15 protein-coding genes are annotated in these 17075 nt (G+C 72.6%); 9 read left to right on the top strand and 6 right to left on the bottom strand.

Annotated features, from left to right (window positions below):
- The first annotated feature begins 59 nt into the window (after positions 1-59).
- A complete protein-coding gene (locus FHU28_RS10145) occupies positions 60-3545 on the top strand; it encodes an ABC transporter ATP-binding protein (protein WP_184683112.1) in 3486 nt (1161 codons plus the stop codon).
- Between the two features lie 89 nt (positions 3546-3634).
- On the opposite strand, the gene FHU28_RS10150 is transcribed toward FHU28_RS10145, so the two are convergent.
- The 4 genes from FHU28_RS10150 to FHU28_RS10165 form a co-directional block, all read right to left on the bottom strand.
- Entirely contained in the window at positions 3635-4702 is a 1068-nt protein-coding gene (locus tag FHU28_RS10150) for an NADH:flavin oxidoreductase/NADH oxidase (protein ID WP_184683114.1), read from the bottom strand.
- Between the two features lie 68 nt (positions 4703-4770).
- Positions 4771-6051: a dicarboxylate/amino acid:cation symporter gene (locus tag FHU28_RS10155; RefSeq protein ID WP_184689397.1), complete on the bottom strand. Its 1281-nt coding sequence runs from the start codon at positions 6049-6051 to the stop codon at positions 4771-4773.
- 137 nt (positions 6052-6188) lie between these two features.
- Positions 6189-6863: a DUF998 domain-containing protein gene (locus FHU28_RS10160; protein ID WP_184683116.1), complete on the bottom strand. Its 675-nt coding sequence runs from the start codon at positions 6861-6863 to the stop codon at positions 6189-6191.
- On the bottom strand, positions 6850-7815 hold the full coding sequence (locus tag FHU28_RS10165; protein ID WP_184683117.1) for a glutathione S-transferase family protein: 966 nt from the start codon (positions 7813-7815) through the stop codon (positions 6850-6852). The genes FHU28_RS10160 and FHU28_RS10165 overlap by 14 nt, the downstream gene beginning before the upstream one ends.
- Positions 7816-7913: 98 nt before the next feature.
- Here FHU28_RS10165 and pcaF point away from each other — a divergent pair, with 98 nt between their 5' ends.
- The 6 genes from pcaF to FHU28_RS10195 all read left to right on the top strand — a co-directional run bounded on the left by pcaF (position 7914) and on the right by FHU28_RS10195 (position 15036).
- The gene (gene pcaF / locus FHU28_RS10170; protein WP_184683119.1) at positions 7914-9119 is read left to right on the top strand and encodes a 3-oxoadipyl-CoA thiolase; all 1206 of its coding nucleotides are present in this window, start codon (positions 7914-7916) and stop codon (positions 9117-9119) included.
- Between the two features lie 115 nt (positions 9120-9234).
- Positions 9235-10053, top strand: coding sequence for an SAM-dependent methyltransferase (locus FHU28_RS10175; RefSeq protein ID WP_184683121.1), 819 nt, complete (start codon positions 9235-9237; stop codon positions 10051-10053).
- A 3-nt stretch (positions 10054-10056) separates the two neighbouring features.
- Positions 10057-12204, top strand: coding sequence for a putative bifunctional diguanylate cyclase/phosphodiesterase (locus tag FHU28_RS10180; protein WP_184683123.1), 2148 nt, complete (start codon positions 10057-10059; stop codon positions 12202-12204).
- Positions 12205-12293: 89 nt separating this feature from the next.
- Complete coding sequence (locus tag FHU28_RS10185; RefSeq protein WP_184683125.1) at positions 12294-12794, top strand: DUF456 domain-containing protein; 501 nt, start codon at positions 12294-12296, stop codon at positions 12792-12794.
- Positions 12795-13054: 260 nt separating this feature from the next.
- Positions 13055-14629: an amino acid permease gene (locus FHU28_RS10190; protein ID WP_184683127.1), complete on the top strand. Its 1575-nt coding sequence runs from the start codon at positions 13055-13057 to the stop codon at positions 14627-14629.
- A 29-nt stretch (positions 14630-14658) separates the two neighbouring features.
- Positions 14659-15036 (top strand): nuclear transport factor 2 family protein, encoded by a 378-nt coding sequence (locus FHU28_RS10195; protein WP_184683129.1) that lies wholly within the window; start codon positions 14659-14661, stop codon positions 15034-15036.
- A gap of 39 nt (positions 15037-15075) precedes the next feature.
- Here the strand turns inward: FHU28_RS10195 and FHU28_RS10200 are convergent, their stop codons facing one another.
- Together FHU28_RS10200 and FHU28_RS10205 are read right to left on the bottom strand one after the other, a co-directional pair.
- Positions 15076-15270 carry a DUF397 domain-containing protein gene (locus FHU28_RS10200; protein ID WP_184683131.1) on the bottom strand — a complete coding sequence of 65 codons (195 nt, stop codon included), beginning with the start codon at positions 15268-15270 and terminating at the stop codon, positions 15076-15078.
- Positions 15261-16061 (bottom strand): helix-turn-helix domain-containing protein, encoded by an 801-nt coding sequence (locus FHU28_RS10205; RefSeq protein WP_184683133.1) that lies wholly within the window; start codon positions 16059-16061, stop codon positions 15261-15263. Before FHU28_RS10205 ends, FHU28_RS10200 begins: the two co-directional genes overlap by 10 nt.
- Positions 16062-16616: 555 nt before the next feature.
- On the opposite strand from FHU28_RS10205, the gene FHU28_RS32505 reads away from it, so the two are divergent.
- Both FHU28_RS32505 and FHU28_RS10215 read left to right on the top strand, forming a co-directional pair.
- Positions 16617-16763, top strand: a complete 147-nt coding sequence (locus FHU28_RS32505) for a hypothetical protein (protein WP_260412869.1) — start codon at positions 16617-16619, stop codon at positions 16761-16763.
- Between the two features lie 29 nt (positions 16764-16792).
- Complete coding sequence (locus FHU28_RS10215) at positions 16793-17011, top strand: flavin reductase (protein WP_260412870.1); 219 nt, start codon at positions 16793-16795, stop codon at positions 17009-17011.
- The last annotated feature ends 64 nt before the right edge of the window (positions 17012-17075 follow it).

Raw genomic sequence — 17075 nt, forward strand, 5'->3', positions numbered from 1 at the left:
CCGCCGGAGGGTGAGGGTGAGGTCACCGCCCCCACCGATCCGAGTCCGGAGGACCTTCCATGCGCCTGCTCCGAGATCTCTGGGCCACGGCGCCCCGGCGGATGGCGGCGGTACTGCTGCTGATCGTGCTCGGCGCCGGTGGCCAGGCGGCCGCGTCCGCGCTGGCCGGGCCGGTGCTGGTGCACCGCTCGTCCGGCTGGTTCGTCGCGCTCGCGGTGGCGCTCGTCGCCGCTGTCGTCACCGACCTGCTGATCGGCCTGATCATGGCCCGGCTCACCGCCGACTGGTCGGCCGACGTGCGGCGGCGGCTGTGCCGGGTCGCGCTCGGCCAGGACCTCCCCACCCTGGAGACCACGCCGGTCGGCGAGCTGCTCGACCGGATCGACAACGACGTCTACCAGGTCGCCGCCGAGATGCGGAACACCGGCGTACGGCTGGCGCAGGGCCTCGCGGTCTGCGCGCTCTCGGCGGTCAGCGCGCTGATCGTCTGGTGGCCCGCCGGTCTCGGCATGATCCTGCTGACCGCGCTGCTCGCGGTGACGCTGCGCCGCCCGACCGCCCGGATCGCCCCGGCCCGGATGGCCGAGGAGGAGGCGTGGTCCGACCTCGCGGCAGTGATGGAGGAGGCGGTGCACGGGCAGGACGACGTGCGCACCAGCCTCGCCCGGCCGTACGTGCTGCGCCTCTACGCCCGCCGCGCGGCCGAGGTGATCACCCGGTGCGTCCGGGTGTTCCGGCTCTCCGCCCGGGTCACCGCGGCCGCCGCCGGCGCGGTACGGGTCGGCATCGCCGGTGTGGTGCTGGGCGGCGCGTGGGCGCTCGCCACCGGCCGCGTGGACGCCGCCCGGCTGACCGGGATCTGGCTGCTGGCCATCGCGTTCGGCGCGACGGTCGAGCACATCGCGCGCTGGGTTCCGCACCTTCAGCAGGCGTTCGGCGCGTGGGCCCGGGTGCAACTGCTGGCCGGGTCGCCGCAGGAGCCGGACGGCGGAGCCACCCCGGCCGACGGCGACCTGACCGTGCGCGGGCTCACCTACCGCTACCCGGCCGGCGGGGACGAGCGGGGGCCGGCGCTGCGCGACGTGCGCCTCGACTTCGTCCGCGGCCGCTCGTACGCGCTCGTCGGGCGTACCGGCTCGGGCAAGTCGACGCTGACCAAGGTGCTCACCCGGGCGGTGGACGTGCCGCGCGGCACGGTGTTCCTCGGCGACACCGACCTGGTCGACCTGGACGTCGAGGAGCTGCGCCGGTGGATCGCCGTGGTGCCCCAGCGCACCGAGATCCTGGCCGGCACGCTCGCCGAGAACGTGGCGCTGTTCGACCCGGAGCTGCTGGACGCCGCCGAGCGGGCGCTGGCCGAGCTGGGCCTGACCGCCTGGATCGCCGAGCTGCCCGACGGCGTGCACACCCGGCTCGGCGACGGCGGCTACGTGCTCTCCGCCGGGCAGGAACAGCTCGTCGCGTTCGCCCGGATCCTGGTCCGCGACCCGCACGTGGTGATCCTCGACGAGGCCACCGCGCGGCTCGACCCGGTCACCGAGAACCGGGTACGCGAGGCCACCGAACGGCTGCTCACCGACCGGATCGGCATCGTCATCGCGCACCGGCTCTCCTCGGTGCGCCGCTGCGACGAGGTGGTGGTGATGGCGGACGGCGCGGTGCTGGAGGCCGGCCCGCTGCGCGAGTCGGCCCGCTTCGCCGAACTGCTCGCCACCAGCCACGCCGGGGCGTACGCCGGGGTGGGCACCCGGCGCGGCGGCGTGGACCTGCTCGACGCGCCCGCCTGGGACGACGCGCCCGCCACGCCGGCCGCGCCCGCGACGCGGCCGGTCGCCGTGCCGCGCGCCGACCCGCCACCGGCGCCGCCCACGCCGCCCGCGCGGACCATGCGCGAGATCCTCCGGCTGGGCTTCAACGACCCGCGGTACGGCCTGCTCTCGGTCGCCCTGTTCATCGTGATGACGGTGCTCGGGATGGACGGCGCGGTGCTGCCCTGGCTCTGGGCCGATCTGGTCGGCGGCGGCGACCCGTGGCTACCAGCGCTGGGCATCGTGGCCGCGCTGCTCGTGGTGCTGCCGCTGCCGTACCTGACGAACCTGTGGTTCCCGCAGTGGTGGATCCGGCAGATGCTGCGGATCAGCGCCCGGCTGGTGCACGGGCAGACCGGCGCGCGCCGGGTCAGCGGGCACACCCCGGCCGAGGTGGTGGCCCAGGGCGGCGACACCGACCGGGTGGTGCACCTCGCCGACAACCTGATGGACCAGTTCATCTCGCTGGTCATCGTGGTGACCATGACGCTGGTGACCGGCAGTCTCGTACCGGCGTTGTTCTTCGTCGGCACGATGGTGGTCTCCGGGCTGGCGGCGACCCTGTTCGGGCCCCGGCTGGAACGCACCGCGGCCGGCACGGTGAAGGCCCGCGCGGCGTTCGCCACCGCGCTGGTCTCCGCGCTGTCCGCCGCCCGGACGGTGAAGCTGGCCGGCGCCACCCGCCCGGTGCTGCGTCACCTCGCCCGGCTGGACGAGGTACGCAGCGAGCGGCAGCGCCGCGAGATCGCCATGCAGGTGTGGGCCCGGTCCACCCCGGCGGTCACCAGCGGCCTGCTGCCGATCGGCGCGTGGGCGCTCTATCTGACCGGCGGGCTGTCCGCCGGCGCCACGCTCGTGGCCGTCTCCACGCTCGGCGCGGCCCGCTGGTTCGCGTGGACCACCGCGTCACTGGTCTCGCAGTACCCGTCGGCGCGGGTGTGGACGAAGCGGACGGTGGCGATGACCGGCGCGGCCGTGTACGCGGCGCCGGTGCCCGGACTGGACCTGGTCGCGGGCACCGCGCCCGCGCCCGAGCCGCCGCCCCGGCACCCGCTGCGCCGCCTGGAGCTGTCCGGCTTCGGCGCGCTGCACTCCGACGGCATGCTCGCCGTCCGCGACGTCGACCTGGTGGTCGAGCGCGGGCAGCTGGTGCTCGTCGTCGGCCCGGTCGGGTCCGGCAAGTCGTCGCTGCTGCGCGCGCTCGCCGGGATCGTGCACCACGTCGGCGAGCTGCGCTGGAACGGCGACCCGGTCACCGAGCCGGAGATGTTCCTGCGCCCCAACCAGGTCGGGTACGTGGGTCAGCTGCCCCGGGTGCTCTCCGGCACGGTGGCCGACAACATCGCGCTCGGCCACCAGGTGGACGCCGCCGGTGCGGTCTCGACGGCCCAGCTCGAACACGACCTGGCCGCGGCCGGGGGTGGGCTCGGGCTGCTCATCGGGCACAAGGGCACCCGGCTCTCCGGTGGTCAGCTCCAGCGGCTGGCGCTGGCCCGGGCGCTCGCGCCGCGTACCGAGCTTCTGGTGGCCGACGACGTGTCGTCGGCGCTGGACGTGAGCACGGAGCTGGCGCTGTGGGCGGCGCTGCGCGAGCACGGGGTCACAGTGGTCGGTTCGACCGCGAAGCGGGCCGCGCTGGTCCGGGCCGACCACGTGGTGGTGCTGATCGACGGGACCGTCGCCGACCAGGGCGCCTGGGCCGACCTGGAACCCCGCTGGAACCACCTGGCCGGCTGACCGCCCGGGTTTTTCCCCGGTTGACCATGAAGTTGGCGGCGACAAATCGGACGCCGTCCGCCGCCAACTTCATGATCACCAGGCAAAGGTCAGAAGGCTCGGGCGTACTGGTCGGGCCAGGCCGGGGTGGCGCCGAGCTTGGCGGCGGCGCGGCGCGGCCAGTACGGATCGCGGAGCAGCTCCCGGCCCAGCAGCACCAGGTCCGCCTCGCCGCCGGCGACGATCTGCTCGGCCTGCTCGGGCTCGACGATCAGGCCGACAGCGCCGGTCGGCACCCCGGCGTCGCGGCGGATCCGGGCGGCCAGCGGCACCTGGTAGCCCGGCCCGACCGGGATGGACGCCCGGGCCGCCGCGCCGCCGGAGGAGGTGTCGACCAGGTCGACTCCGGCGGCGGCCAGCTCACCGGCGAGCACCACGCTGTCCTCGATGCTCCAGCCGCCGTCGGTCCAGTCGGTGGCGGAGATCCGGGTCAGCACCGGCACGGACTCGCCGACGGCGGCGCGTACCGCGCGGGCCACCTCCAGCGTGAGCCGCATCCGGGCGGCCCGGTCGCCGCCGTAGCCGTCGGTGCGCCGGTTGGTCAGCGGGGACAGGAACTCGTGCAGCAGGTAGCCGTGCGCGGCGTGGATCTCGACGGCGGCGAACCCGGCGTCGAGCGCCCGTCCGGCGGCGGTGGCGAAGGCGTCCACCACGGCAGCGATGCCCGCCTCCTCGAGCGCGGTGGGCGTGCGGTAGTCCGGCACGAACGGCTCGTCACCCGGGCCGACCGGGGTCCAGCCGCCCTCGGCGTCCGGCACGCCGCCACGCGCCGGCGCCCACGGCCGGTACGTGGACGCCTTGAACCCGGCGTGCGCGAGCTGCACGGCCGGGACCGCGCCCTGGGCGGCGACGAACGCGGTGACCGGCCGCCACGCGTCGACGTGCGCGCCGGACCAGAGGCCGGTGTCCTGCGGGCTGATCCGGCCCTCGGGCACCACCGCGGTCGCCTCGGTCAGCACCAGCCCGGCCCCGCCGACCGCCCGGGAACCCAGGTGTACGCGGTGCCAGTCGGTGGGCAGGCCGTCCGGTCCGGCGCTGTACTGGCACATCGGCGCCAGCGCGATCCGGTTGGGCAGTGTGACGCCGCGCAGGGCGAGCGGGGTGAACAGGGCGCTCATTCTCGGATCCTCCGGTCATGGCTTCGGGTGCGCCCCCGGTTCGGAAGACGCACCCGAAGAAGTGTCGATCAGGCGGGTACGGGGTCGAGCCGCCCGGTCTCGGCCGGCTCGATCAGGTCGCGCTTGCCGGCCGAGTCGTACGCGGCCCGGTCGAGCGTGCCCTCCCGGGCGGCGACGATGGTCGGCACCACGGCCTGCCCGGCCACGTTGGTGGCGGTACGGATCATGTCCAGGATCGGGTCGATGGCCAGCAGCAGGCCGGCCCCGGCCAGCGGCAGGCCCAGCGTGCTCAGGGTCAGCGTGAGCATGACGATCGCGCCGGTCAGGCCTGCGGTCGCGGCCGAGCCGACCACCGAGACGAACGCGATCAGCAGGTAGTCGGTGACGCCCAGGTTCACGCCGAACACCTGCGCCACGAAGATCGCGGCGAGCGCCGGGTAGATGGCGGCGCAGCCGTCCATCTTCGTGGTGGCGCCGAACGGCACCGCGAAGGAGGCGTACTCGCGGGGGACGCCGAGGCGCTCCACCGAACGCTGGGTCACCGGCATGGTGCCCACCGAGGAGCGGGAGACGAACGCCAGCTCGATGGCGGGCCAGGCGCCGGCGAAGAAGCGCAGCGGGTTGAGCTTGCCGGCCACCGCCAGCAGCACCGGGTAGACCACGAACAGCACCAGCGCGCAGCCGACGTAGACGGCGGTGGTGAACTTCGCGAGCGGTGCCAGCAGGTCCCAGCCGTACGAGGCGACGGCGTTGCCGATCAGGCCCAGCGTGCCGATCGGGGCGAGGCGGATGACCCACCAGAGCGCCTTCTGCACGATCGACAGCAGCGAGCGGTTGAGCGCCACGAACGGCTCGGCCGGGTCGCCGACGAGCAGCGCGGCGGCGCCCACCACCAGGGCGAGGAAGACGATCTGCAGGACGTTGCCCTCGACGAACGCGCCGACCGGGTTGGTCGGGACGATGCCGGTGAGGAAGTCGATCCAGGAGCCGGTGGTCTTCGGCGCGGTCGCGCCGGCCGGGTCCAGGTTGACGCCGCGGCCCGGGTCGGTGAGCAGGCCGAGGCCGATGCCGATGCTCACCGCGATGAGCGCGGTGACGGCGAACCAGAGCAGCGTCTTGACGGCGAGCCGGGCGGCGTTCGCGACGCCCCGCAGGCTGACCACGCTGACCACGATGGCGGTGAAGACCAGCGGCGGCACGGCGAGCTTCAGCAGTTGGACGAAGAGGCCGCCGACGGTGTCGAGCGTGCTGGTCAGCCAGGTGAGGTCGGCGGCGCGGGCGAGGAAACCGAGCGCGACACCGAGCACGAGGCCCAGCAGGATCTGGACGGAGAAGGGAATTCTGCGCAGGGCGGAAGCCATGAGGACGGGTCCAAGGTCTGGAAGGGGGTAGGCGGGCGTCGGGGCGTGGAGCTACGCCGGACAGACGCCGCTGGCCTGCCGTCGGAGATCGACGTACAGGCGCTCGGTGAGGCACCAGACATTGGTCATCGTCGGGACACGTTACTCCCGGCCCGCGCCGGAATGGAAGGACCGTCGGCCGTGAAGCTCCTTACAGCCAGATAGCCGGCGGTGACCAGCCCCCAGACGGCGGCCACGGCGAGCAGCACCCGCTCCGACAGCCCGAGCAGCGCGCCACGGCCGACCAGCAGCAGGGCCAGCGCGACCACGCCGGCCACCGGCAGCGCCAGCGCCGCGCCGTACGCGGCGATCCGCCGCAGTCCCCGGTCCGCCGCCGGGGCGAACAGCAGCGCCAGCATGGCCAGGACCACCGCGCCGGCCCCCACGATGCTGGCGCCGCCGTGCACCAGGTCGGCCACCGTGGCCGCCTCGAACGGCGGCAGCGGACACCCCTCGCTGCACGTCACCGCGCCGGAGACCACCGTGGCCACCGCGCCGACGCCGAGCAGGCCGGACGCCGCGCGCAACCCCGCCGGCAGCGCCCCGGCGAGCAGCAGCAACGCCGCCGCCACCGAGAAGATCCCGATCTGGTACGCCGCCGCGTACCCGCTGTCCGTGATGCCCGATTCGCTCACGTACCCGGCCAGGCCCGGACCCGGACCGGCGACCACCGCGACCGTCACCGCGCCGACGCCGGCCGCCAGGCAGACGGCGGCGAACGCGGCGGCGATCCGGCGTGGGGTGCCCTCAGTCCCGTCCATGCGGGGTGGTCCAGCCGGACAGGTCGGGGCCGAGCGGCACGATCCGGGTCGGGTTGATCATGTCGTGCGTGGCGTAGTAGTGCCGTTTGATGTGGTCGAAGTCCACCGTCTCGCCGAAGCCCGGCGTCTGGAACAGATCCCGCGCGTACGCCCAGAGCACCGGCATCTCGGTGAGCTTGCTCTGGTTGCACTTGAAGTGCCCGTGGTACGCCACGTCGAAGCGCACCAGCGTGGTGAACAGCCGCACGTCCGCCTCGGTGATCGCGTCACCCATCAGGTAGCGCCGCCCCGCCAGCCGCTCGCTCAGCGCGTCGAGGCGGGCGAACAGCGTGGTGAACGCCTCGTCGTACGCCTCCTGGGAGGTGGCGAACCCGCACCGGTAGACGCCGTTGTTGACGTCCCGGTGGATCTCCGCCATCAGCGCGTCCATCTCCGGGCGTAGCTCGACCGGGTACAGATCCGGCGCGTCCGGCGCGTGCAACCGCCGCCACTCGGTCGAGAAGTCGAGCGTGAGCTGCGGATAGTCGTTCGTCACCACCCGGCCGGTGAGCGTGTCCACGAGCGCCGGCACCGTCACCCGGCCGGTGTAGTCCGGATCGGTGGACAGGTACGCCTCGGAGAGGAAGCCGATGCCGAGCACCGGGTCGAAGCCGTCCGGGTCGAGCGCGAAGCGCCAGCCCCGCTCGTCCCGGATCGGGTCGACGGTGCCCAGCGAGATCACCTCGTCCAGCCCGAGCAGGCCGCGCACGATCCGGGCCCGGTGCGCCCACGGGCAGGCCCGGCACCAGATCAGCCGGTAGCGGCCCGCCTCCAGCGGCCAGCGCCCCTGCTCGTCCGGGCCGCCGCCCTCCGGTGATGTGGAGTGCGGGGTGACCCGGCCGGTGAACCGGTTGGGCTGGCGGACGAACGCGCCGCCGCCGCTGGTCTCTGCGCTGAACTGGGGCCCGGACATGCGGCAAACCTATCCGCTCCGGTCACGGATATCCTGGCGCCGGGTACCCCCGCGACCCGCCGACCGACCCCTTCCCACCCCCGAAGGACGTACGCGCGATGACAGTGGCCTACCTCGTTGCCGGAGTCCGCACCCCGATCGGCCGGTACGCCGGCGCCCTGGCCGGGGTCCGCCCCGACGACCTGGCCGCGCACGTCGTCCGCGAGCTGGTGGCGCGCCACCAGTCGGTCGACTGGGCGCGTACCGACGACGTGATCCTGGGCTGCGCCAACCAGGCCGGCGAGGACAACCGCAACGTGGCCCGGATGGCCGCGCTGCTCGCCGGGCTGCCGGAGGAGGTGCCGGGCAGCACCGTCAACCGGCTCTGCGGCTCCGGTCTGGACGCGCTCGCCTCCGCCGCCCGCACGATCACCGCCGGGGAGGCCGACCTGGTGGTGGCCGGCGGCGTGGAGAGCATGAGCCGGGCGCCGTTCGTCATGCCGAAGGCGGCCACGCCGTACGCCCGCACCGCCGAGGTGTACGACACCACGATCGGCTGGCGGCTGGTCAACCCGCTGATGTGCAAGGGCTGGGGCGTCGACTCGATGCCGGAGACGGCGGAGAACGTCGCAGCCGAGTTCGGTGTGGACCGGGCCGCGCAGGACGCCTTCGCGTACCGGTCGCAGCAGCGGGCCGCCAAGGCGCAGGCCGACGGCCGGCTGGCCGAGGAGATCGTCCCGGTGACAGTGCCCGCGGGCAGGCGCGAGACCAAGCTGGTCGAGGCCGACGAGCACCCCCGCGAGACGTCGCTGGAGAAGCTCGCCGCGCTGCCCACCCCGTTCCGCGAGGGCGGCACGGTGACGGCCGGCAACTCCTCCGGCGTCAACGACGGCGCTGTCGCGCTGCTCGTCGCCTCCGCGGCCGCCGTCGAGCGCTACGGCCTCACCCCGCTGGCCCGGGTACGCGGCGCGGCGGCGGCCGGCGTACCGCCGCGGATCATGGGCATCGGCCCGGTCCCGGCCACCCGCAAGCTGCTCGACCGCGTCGGCCTGTCGCTCGCCGACGTGGACGTGATCGAGCTGAACGAGGCGTTCGCCGCGCAGTCCGTGGCGGTGCTGCGCGAGCTGGGCCTGCCGGAGGACGCCGAGCACGTCAACCCGGGCGGCGGGGCGATCGCGCTGGGCCACCCGCTCGGCGCCAGCGGCGCCCGGCTGGCGCTGACCGCCGCGCTGGAGCTGCGCCGCCGGGGCGGCCGGAGGGCGCTCGCGACCATGTGCATCGGCGTCGGCCAGGGCATCTCGCTGCTGCTGGAGTCGGCCGACTGACGGCGACCGGCAGCATCGCCGCCGGTGGATCTCCCATACCTGGCCGTACCGGCCTAGAGTGGTCTGCACCACACGACCCGCCAGCGACGGCGGCGACGACCTGGGGGACCGAGCGATGCAGACGCCGGACGGCGCGCCCACCGAGATCGACCTGAGCCGGCCGAGCGCCGCCCGGGTCTACGACTACTTCCTCGGTGGGGCCCACAACTTCGAGATCGACCGGCAGCTCGCCGAGCAGATCGCGGCCATGACACCGAACCTGGCCGCGACCATGCGCTCGGGCCGGGAGTTCCTGCGCCGGGCCGTACGGGTGCTGCTCGACGCCGGCATCGACCAGTTCCTCGACATCGGCTCCGGCATCCCCACCGTCGGCAACGTGCACGAGGTCGCCCAGGCCGCCAACCCGCAGGCCCGCATCGTGTACGTCGACATCGACCCGGTCGCCGTGGCGCACAGCCACGAGCTGCTCGCCGGCAACGAGCGGGCCACCGCGGTCCTGGCCGACCTGCGCGAGCCGAAGCTGATCCTGGACCACGCCCGGTCCAGCGGGCTGATCGACTTCGACCGGCCGCTGGGCATCCTGCTCGCCGGCGTGGTGCACTTCGTCCCGGACGCCGACCGCCCGGTCGACATCCTGGCCACCCTGCGGGCCGCCGCGGCGCCCGGCAGCTACCTGGTCATCTCCCACTCCACCTTCGAGGATCAGCCGCAGGAGATGCTCGACGCGCAGCGGCTGTCGGCGCGTACCGCCACCGAGATCACGCTGCGTTCCCGGGCCGAGATCACCGGCTTCTTCGGCGACTGGACGATCCTCGAACCCGGCGTGGTGCACATGCCGCTCTGGCGGCCCGAGTCACCGTCGGACGTGGACGAGCACCCGGAGCGGTTCGGCGCCTTCGGCGGCGTCGCCCGGCACGACCGCGCCGTCGGCTGATCCATGCGCGCCCCGGACATCGACGGGGGAGACGTCAGTCGGCCCGGCGCCGTCGCGTACGCCGCCGAGTGGGCTCGTGCGGTGCGCCGCATCGGATTCGTGCCGTTGACCGCGGCCGAGACCGAGCGCCTGCTGGTGCCACTCACCGAGCAGCTCGGCCAGGCCCTGCTCGCCCCCACCTTCTCCGCCCGGCCGGCGGAGGAGGTGGGGCGTGCCCTGGTCGAGGCGCACCTCACCGAGCCCGGCGTGCTCGACTGGTCGGTGCAGGCGCTCGGTGACCGGTTTCTGCCCTGGGTGCTGCCCGGCCGGGCGGAGTCGCCCGAGCTGCGCGAGCGGGTCGCGCTGCTGCAGGGCGCGTTCGCCGCCGGGTTCGCCCGCGCGTTGCGTGACCGGGTCTTCAGCCAGCAGGAGCGGATCTCCCGCTCCGCCTGGCAGGCGCGGGACACCGTCGAGCAGGCGCTGCGGGACAGCGAGGCCCGCTTCCGGGCCGTCTTCACCGGCGCCGCCATCGGCATCGGCATCGCCGGTGTGGACGGGCAGATCATCGAGGTCAACCAGTCCTTCGCCGACATGCTCGGCTATACAGTCGCGGAGATGCGGCGGATGAACGTGTCGGCGTTGGCCTATGCCGACGACGCGGCCGGCATGTGGGAGCTGTACAAGGAGCTGATCGAGGGCAAGCGGGACAGCGCCCGGGTGGAGAAGCGCTACTACCGCAAGGACGGCAGCGTGGTCTGGACCGACCTCGCCGTCTCGCTGATCCGGTACGACGACGGCCGGCCCCGGTTCACAGTCGCCATGGTCGAGGACATCACCGAGCGGTACGAGTTGCAGCAGCGGCTGCGTTTCCAGGCGCTGCACGACCCGCTCACCGGGCTGCCCAACCGGACGCTGTTCTTCGAGACGCTCAGCACGGTCTTCGACAGGGCGGGCGACGACCAGCGCGTCGGGCTCTGCTTCATCGACCTGGACGGCTTCAAGGCGATAAACGACAGCCTCGGCCACGACCTGGGCGACCGGCTGCTCAAGGTGATCGCCCGCAGGCTCAGCGACTGCGTGGCCGGGCGCGGTCACCTGGTGGCCCGCATGGGCGGCGACGAGTTCGTCATCCTGGTCGACTCCGACGGCGGCATCGACGACGCGGTGGAGGTCGCCGAGCTGGCCCTGGCCGCCGTATCCGCGCCGGTGCACGTCGCCGACCAGCAGCTCGCCGTGTCGGCGAGCATCGGCATCGTGGAGTGCCCGGCGGCGGAGACGAGCGTCGGTGACCTGATGAAGGCCGCCGACACCACGCTGTACTGGGCCAAGGCGGAGGGCCGGGGGCGCTGGGCGGTGTACGACCCGGAGCGCAGCGCCGCCGACATCGCCCGTTCGGCGCTGGCCGCCAATCTGCCCGCCGCGCTGGACCGGGACGAGTTCGTGCTGCACTACCAGCCGATCGTGTCGCTGCTGGACGGCACGATGGTGACGGTGGAGGCGCTGGTGCGCTGGCAGCACCCAGAGCTGGGCCTGATCGGGCCGGACCGGTTCATCGGGCTGGCCGAGGAGACCGGCCTGATCGTCCGGCTCGGCGCCTGGGTGCTGCGTCAGGCGTGCCGCGACGCCGAGTCGTGGCGGCGTGCGTACCCGGAGACGTCGCCGGTGGTCAGCGTCAACCTGGCCGCGCGGCAGGCGGACGACCCGGCCATCGTGGAGACGGTCGCCGAGGCGTTGCAGCACACCGGGCTGCCGGCCGAGCTGTTGCAGCTGGAGCTGACCGAGAGCGCGGTCATGGGCAGCGCCGGTGAGCCGCTGCGGACCCTGCACCAGCTCGCCGACCTGGGGCTGCGGCTGGCCATCGACGACTTCGGCACCGGCTACTCGAACCTGGCGTACCTGCGGCGGCTGCCGATCCACTGCGTGAAGCTGGCCGGCCCGTTTGTCGAGGGGATAAAGGGTGACGGGGACGCGGTCGCCGACCACCGGGACGAGCGGATCGTGGACGCGCTGGTCCGGCTGGCGCACGCGCTGGAGCTGTCGGTGACGGCCGAGGCGGTGGAGACCGAGGTGCAGGCCGAGCGGCTGCGGGCGCTGCGGTGCGACACCGGTCAGGGCCGCCTGTTCGGCGCCCCGATGCCCGCCGACGGCATCCGCACCCGCCTGGGCGGGTAAGGAAGGGCCCCCTATTAACGCCTCCGGTAGAGCAGGGGGCCCCGCTTAACACCTCCCGCTCACACGGCGGCAGGCGAGAAGGGAGAACGGTGAGCCTCACCGATTCGCAGGCAGTGGTGTCGGTGGTCGCCGCGCTGGCGATCATCGCCGGGCTGGCCGGGGTGGTAGTGCCCGGGCTGCCGGCGCTGCCGCTGTGCTGGGGCGGCGTGCTGGTGTGGGCGCTGTTCGGTGGCGCCGGCCCGGGCCGCTGGGCGGTGCTCGCCGCCGCCACCGTGATCGCCGCCGGCGGCACCGTGCTCAAGTACCTGTGGCCGGGGCGCAACCTGAAGCGGACCGGCGTGCCCACGTCGTCGCTGCTGGCCGGCGGGCTGCTCGGGGTGGTCGGCTTCTTCGTGATCCCGGTGGTCGGCCTGCCGATCGGCTTCATCGGCGGGATCTTCGGCGCGGAGCGGCTGCGGCTGGGTGACACCCGGCTCGCCTGGCCGGCCACCGTGCAGGCGCTCAAGGCGGCCGGTCTGTCGATGCTGCTGGAGTTCATGGCCGGCCTGATGGTCGCCGCGCTCTGGGTCGCCGGGTTGCTGTTCGTCTAGAGGTGCGGCGGCGCGGGGCGTCCGGAGGGTACGGCCGATCGCCGTACATCAGTGAGAGAGGTGGACGCCGCGCGCCGCCGCGGACCGGGCGTTGCCGAGCGCCCGGCGCCGGCCCGTCGGATCGGGCCTGGTCACGCCCACAATGATGCCCCCGGCGGGATCCGGCGACAACGCAATTACCGGGGTACGTATTGACCACCTTGATCGGCCGGGAGCACACTGCGAGCACTCGCACGAGCATCGCCTCGAGGAGGTGTGCAGTGGCCACGACGCCCGCGCCGACCGCCGAGCAGCCGATGGACGACGACGCCCGACGACTCGCCGAACTCGGCTACAAACAGGAGCTGCGCCGCAAGTGGAGCGGCTTCTCCAACTTCGCGATCTCGTTCTCCATCATCTCGATCCTGGCCGGCTGCTTCACCACGTTCGGCCAGGCGTGGAACAACGGCGGCCCGGTGGCGATCTCCTGGGGCTGGCCGCTGATCTCGCTGTTCATCCTGATCATCGGCTTCTGCCTGGCCGAGCTGGTGTCCGCGTACCCGACCGCGGGCGGGATCTACTGGTGGGCGGCGACCATGGGCCGGCCGGTGCACGGCTGGTTCACCGGCTGGCTCAACCTGATCGGGCTGGTCGCGGTGACCGCGTCGGTCGACTACGGCTGCGCCACGTTCCTCAACCTGACGCTGTCGGCGCTGTTCGACGGCTGGGCCGGCACCGGGCACCAGACGTTCGGGCTGTTCGTGGTGATCCTCGCGTTGCACGGGCTGATCAACATCTACGGGCACCGCATCATCGACGTACTCCAGAACGTCTCGGTCTGGTGGCACGTGGCCGGCGCGGCCGCCGTGGTGCTGATCCTGGTCCTGGTCCCGGACAACCACCAGAGCTTCCAGTTCGTCTTCACCGAGCGGTTCAACAACTCCGGCTTCGGTGACGGCGACACCGGCGGGCTGGCGTTCTGGTTCTACGTGCTGCCGCTGGGCTTCCTGCTCACGCAGTACACGATCACCGGCTTCGACGCCTGCGCGCACGTCTCCGAGGAGACGCGCGGCGCGTCCAAGGCCGCCGCGCAGGGGCTGTGGCGGTCGATCTTCTACTCGGCGGTGGGCGGCTGGATCCTGCTGCTCGCGTTCCTGTTCGCGGCCAACGACGTGGACGCGATCAACGAGGCGGGCGGCTTCTCCGGGGCCATCTTCGAGACCGCGCTGACGCCGTTCTTCTTCAAGGCCGTCATAATCATCTCCACCATCGGGCAGTTCTTCTGCGGCATGAGCTGCGTGACGTCGATGTCGCGGATGGCGTACGCGTTCAGCCGCGACCGGGCGGTGCCGGGCTGGCGGCTCTGGTCGACCGTCGACCGCAACGGCACCCCGGTCAAGGCCATCATCGGGGCGACGCTGGCCGGGCTGGTGCTCACGCTGCCCGCGCTCTACCAGCGCGGCGGCATCCCGGTCGCGTTCTACGCGGTGGTCTCGGTGGCGGTGATCGGGCTGTACCTGTCCTTCATCATCCCGATCTTCCTCCGGCTGCGGATGGGCGACCGGTTCAAGCCCGGCCCGTGGACGCTCGGCCGCCGCTACAAGCTGCTCGGCTGGATCGCGGTGGTCGAGATCGCCGTCATCTCGATCTACTTCGTGCTGCCGATCGTCCCGGCGGGTGTGCCCGGAAACCCCGACTTCAGCTGGACGGCTGTGAACTACGCGCCGATCGCGATCGGTGGCGTGCTGCTCGGCGTCGCCATCTGGTGGTACGCCTCGGCCCGCAAGTGGTTCACCGGCCCGCGCCGCACCGTCGACCAGGCCGAACCGAAGCCGGAGCCCGCCGAGCCGTCGTAGCTGTCGGTGGGTACTGCCATGATCCGGCGATGGAGTCGGAAGCGGTGGTACGCGCGTTGTGGGATCGCATGCAGGCCCGGGACTGGGCCGGCGTCGGCGAACTGCTGGCCGACGACGTGGTGGTGGAGTGGCCGGCCAGCGCCGAGCGGATCGTGGGCCGCGAGAACTACGTGAAGGTCAACGCCGAGTACCCGGAGGGCTGGTCGATCCGGGTGCTGCGGGTGGTGGCGTCCGGGGAGACGGTGGTATCCGAGGTGGAGGTGCCGCACGAGGGGATGGGCGTACACCGGGTGGCGTCGTTTTGGACCGTGCGCGACGGGCGGATCGCCGAGGGCCGGGAGTACTGGACCAGCCTCGGCCAGGACCCGTCCCCGCAGTGGCGAGCCGCCTGGGTCCAGCCGATGTGAGTATTGGGCCGTCCGGAGATCTCGGCGACGGCTTGTCGGTCAGGTCGCAGGCCCGATCTGCTTGGCCAGTGCGATGAAGGACCGCCACGAGGACGGGGTGAGGTGGAGGGTGGCGCCGTCGCGGTCCTTGCTGTCGCGTACCAGCACCACTTCCGTCAGGTTGTCAGCCACCTCGACGCAGTCGGTGTTGCCGCTCCGGGTCGCCTTTCGCCAGGTCGCGCCGCTCAAATCCATGACGTCTCCACCTCTTTCAGAAGTTCGAGAGACTGCCGGCGGGGCAAAGCTTCACTCCGGATCATCTCCCATCTCGACTGAAGCGTAGCCACGTCGGCGTCGCCGTCGATCACGCTCGTGGTGAGCTGGCATTCCATACTGGCGACCCAACCGCCCTCCGCGCCTCTCGCCAGAGTGAACGGACCGGACAAGCCGATGTGCAACCCGACCTGTAGTGGAAGCACGTGGATACTGAGGTGCGGGCGCTCGGCACAGACGACCAGGTGCTCGATCTGCTGAGCCATCAGGCCGCGGAAGCTCTCTTCGCGGCGGTGCAGCATTCCCTCGTCGAGTACAGCGATGAGCTGGGGCGGAGATGGCTGCCGCAGGACTTCCTGGCGATCCATACGGGCTGCCACGCGGCTCTCCACGTCGGCATCGCTGAGTAGGTCGTCACAGCGAATCACCGCTCGGGCGTAGTTCTCCGTCTGAAGCAGGGCTGGAATGAGAGTCGGGTGGAAGCACCGAAGCTGTCGAGCGTTGCGTTCGGCATCGAGCCATGGTCGGAGCCAGGACGGCAAGCCCTCGCGTTCGGCCATCTTGAGCAGGGACACCAGCAGGCCGCCGGAGTTCAGCACCTCGTCGGCACGAGCCAAGAAGAGCCGGTCGTACGGACGGCTGCCGGTTTCGACGGCGGACACCATTGACGGCGAGTAGTGGACCAACCGGCCGAATTCCTCCTGATTGAGACCGGCAACGTTCCGTAGTCGGCGGAGCTGCGCACGGATCAACTCGGCGGTCGGTTCCTCCACAGTTCCTCCACAGTCCGTGCGTGAACTTCATTCGACATCTGCCGGCCGGCCCGGTGCTTCACTCGTGCGCCGTGACCAGGCTCGATGCCTTCCGACCGTAGCGGTGTCCTCACCAGACTGTCACGCATGCGGATCCGCTCGTCGCAGGCGAGCACGGGCGGATTCCAGCCCGGGGCCGCCCGGTCCCGACGATGCCGGGCGGCCCCCTCCATACAACGAGGAGGCCGATGTGCGTGTCCGATGGTTCCGGTGCCGTACCCGGAAGCTGCCCACCCTGCCGAAGCGCGACCCCGGCAGCAACCTGCCGGCGTGGATGCGCGAGCCGACCCGGGTGTTTCCCACGGTTCGCCCGGGCAGCCCCGGTCGTCTGACACGGGCGCAGGAGTGGCGGGCGAACGGGGGCCGTTGGTGACGGCTCTGGTCGGTGTCCTCAGCGCCATCGGGCACGTCGGGTACCAGCCGGACTGGGAATGCGAGCGCTGTCGGGAGCCGTGGCCGTGTCCCACCCTGCGTCGCATTCCGCGAGATCAGCTCGATCCGGCTGCGCTCATCCGGATGATGGCGTTCCTCGTACGCGGCGCGATCCGGGATCTGCGTGGCCGCGTCGAGGGGCCGGAACCGCCCGAGATCGTCAGGCGGTTCTTCTGGTTCCTTCCGCTCACCGACGACGAGGCGCGTGCGATCGCCCGTCGGCTGCGGTGATGGGCCGGCGCGTGGTTCCGCACCTGCCTATGCGCCCGCTCTGGCGGTGCCGCAACTGCGGGGCGGAGTGGCCCTGCCAGCCGGCCCGGCTGTCGCTGCTCGTCGAGTACCGGGAGAACCGCACCGCGCTGCTTCTCTATCTCGGCGGGCTGATGGCCGAAGCGCGGGAACACCTCGCCCGGCTGAATCCCGACCACGCGCCGGATCTGCACGGCCGCTTCCTGGCCTGGGCGCGGGTTCGTGGCTGACGCGGGGACGCTGTCCGCGTACCCCCGGGGTCAGATCGTGGGGCGGCGGTGGGTGAGCGGGAAG

It is taken from the genome of Micromonospora echinospora, assembly GCF_014203425.1.
GTDB lineage: Bacteria > Actinomycetota > Actinomycetes > Mycobacteriales > Micromonosporaceae > Micromonospora > Micromonospora echinospora_A.